The following is a 2,658-nucleotide window of genomic DNA, read 5'->3' on the forward strand; positions in this document are numbered from 1 at the left end:
CGCTGACCCTGCTCGATGGCCAACGCGTGGTGCCGGCCAACGTGACCGGCGTGGCTGACATCAGCCAGTTCCCACAGCTCCTCGTCACACAAGTCGACGTGGTGACCGGCGGTGCCGGCGCCTCTTACGGCTCCGACGCCGTCGGCGGCGTGGTGAACTTCATCACCGACAAGCGCTTCAAGGGCTTCAAGGCCAACATCGAAGCTGGCCAGACCAACTACGGCGACGACAAGAACGGCGCACTGCAAGCCGCCTGGGGCCGGAGCTTCCTCAACGACCGTGCGCACGTTGCCGTGAGCGTGGAACTCGTCCGTGAAAAGGGCGTGCCCTCACCCCGCTTTGGTGGCCAGGGCGCCAACGGCCGCACCTGGTTCAACAACCCGGCCTGGCAACAGCGCCCTACCGGCCAGACCACGGACGGCAGGCCGCAGCTGTTCGACATCCGCAACGCCCAACAGTTCCAGTACTCCAAGTACGGCTTGATCACCCAGGGCCCGCTGCAGGGTACCGCCTTCGGCAAGGACGGCGTGCCCTACAAGTTCGACTACGGCTCCAACGGCGTGCCCACCGGCACGGGTGCAGTGACAGGCTGCATCACACCCTTCTGCGTGGGCGGCGACCTCTCCGGCACCATCGGCGGCGGCACCACCATGGGCATGAACCTGCAGCGTCAGGTCTTCTACACCCGTGGTAGCTATGAGCTGGACGATGACAACGAGGTCTACTTCACGGTCAACCTGGCCAGGACCAACGCTCGCAACACGCCCAACCCCGGTTCGCCCAAGCTGGACAACTTGACCATCCAGTGCGAGAACCCCTACGTGCCGGCCTCCATCAAGCAGGCCTGCGTGGACAAGGGCATCACCAGCTTCAAGTTCGGCACGGCCTACGGCAACCAGCCCAAGGACATCGAGGTCAACCCGATCCGCGAACAGAAGCGGTTCGTGCTGGGTGCGACCGGCAAGGCTAGCGCGCTAGGCCAGACTTGGTCGTATGACGGCTACTTCGAGCACGGCGAAAACAGCATCGATCTGAAGGTCAGCAACATCATGCTGAACCCGCGCTTCAACGCCGCCATCGACGCCGTGCGCAATTCGTCCGGCCAGATCGTCTGCCGAAACGCCACCGCCGTGGCCGCGGGCTGCGCGCCGCTGAACATCATCGGCGATGTGCAGCAGGATCCGGCCGCGCTGGCCTATGTGTTCCCGGCCGTCGGTCCGCATCAGTTGTCGGTGCAGCGTCAGACGGTGGCCAGCTTCAACGTCAACGGCCAGCCGTTCTCGAACTGGGCAGGACCGGTGGCCGTCGCCTTCGGGGCGGAAGCTCGCAAGGAAGGTTACTGGGTGACGGGCGACCCCTACGGCAATGGCGTCTACCCCGCAACGCCCAATACGGCCGACTACCCGGCTGACCCGCTCCTCAACACCACTGTGGGCAACAACTGGTTCGCCGGCAACTACCACGCTGCGTCGGGCGCCTACAACGTGAAAGAAGGCTTCGTCGAAGTGAACGCTCCGATGTTCAAGTCCGACAGCCTGGGCGAGGCCAACCTCAACGCGGCCGTGCGTCGCACGCTCTACAGCACCGCCGGCGGCATCAACAGTTGGAAGATCGGCTCGACCTGGAAGACCGGGGTCGATGGCCTGCGCGTTCGCTACGTCGCCTCGCGTGATGTGCGTGCGCCGAATCTCTCCGAGCTGTTTGCCGCGCCGGTGGTCATCAACCAGGCCGTCAACTTCCAGGGCAACACCTACAACGTGCAGCAGCGCACCATCGGCAACGTCAACCTTCGCCCAGAGCTGGCCAACAACCGCATCCTCGGCCTGGTGTTGTCGCAGCCCAAGTGGGCGCCAGGCTTCAGTGCGTCGATCGACTACTTCGACATCAAGTTGAAGGACGTGATCTCCACCCTCGGAGCCCAGCAGGAAGTGGACCTCTGCGCTGCCGGCAACCAAGAGATCTGCGCCGCGATGGATCTTGTCAGCCCCGTGAAGTACGTGACGCTGCAGGCCTTCAATCTGGCCAGGATGCGCAGCAAGGGCTTCGACATGGAAGCTCTCTACCGATTCAACCTGGCCAGCGTCAATCTGCCCGGCAAGCTCACGCTGCGTGGCCTGGCAACGCACACCAACAGCTTCCTGGTCACATCGGGCATCGTGGGCACCATCCCGGCCGAGCGCGCAGGCGTCAACCTCGGCGACACGCCGACGTGGAAGGCCCAGTTCTCGCAATCCTGGGAAGGCGAAAAGGCCAGCTTCACGGTGGGCCAGCGCTGGGTCAGCAATGGCGTCTACAGCAACGAGTTCATCGAGTGCCAGACCACCTGCCCAGTCTCTACCGCCCAGCACCAGACCATCGACAACAACCACATGAAGGGCGCTTTCTATTGGGATCTCGCCGGCAACTACAAGATCAACAAAAACATCACCGCCTACTTCAAGATCGACAACGTCACCGACGTCGCGCCGCCCAACGCCCCGGGCACCAACACCGGCTATGGCGTGAACCCCTCGCTGTTCGACGTGCTGGGCCGCCAGTACCGCGTGGGCGCCCGCATGACGTTCTGACGCCGGTCGCGTCCTACAGCGGCGGCCGGCGCATGCCGCGAGACTTCGCGCATGCGCTGGCTTGATCAGATCCGACCGCWGGGACGCGTGC

General features: G+C 64.2%; 1 protein-coding gene. It reads left to right on the plus strand.

The features are described from left to right. Positions 1-2,567: TonB-dependent receptor domain-containing protein (locus AC1DU6_RS26630; RefSeq protein ID WP_477860799.1), on the plus strand; the 2,567-nt coding region annotated here is incomplete at its 5' end. Positions 2,568-2,658 lie beyond the last annotated feature (91 nt).

The organism is Roseateles sp. P5_B10, from assembly GCF_056400485.1.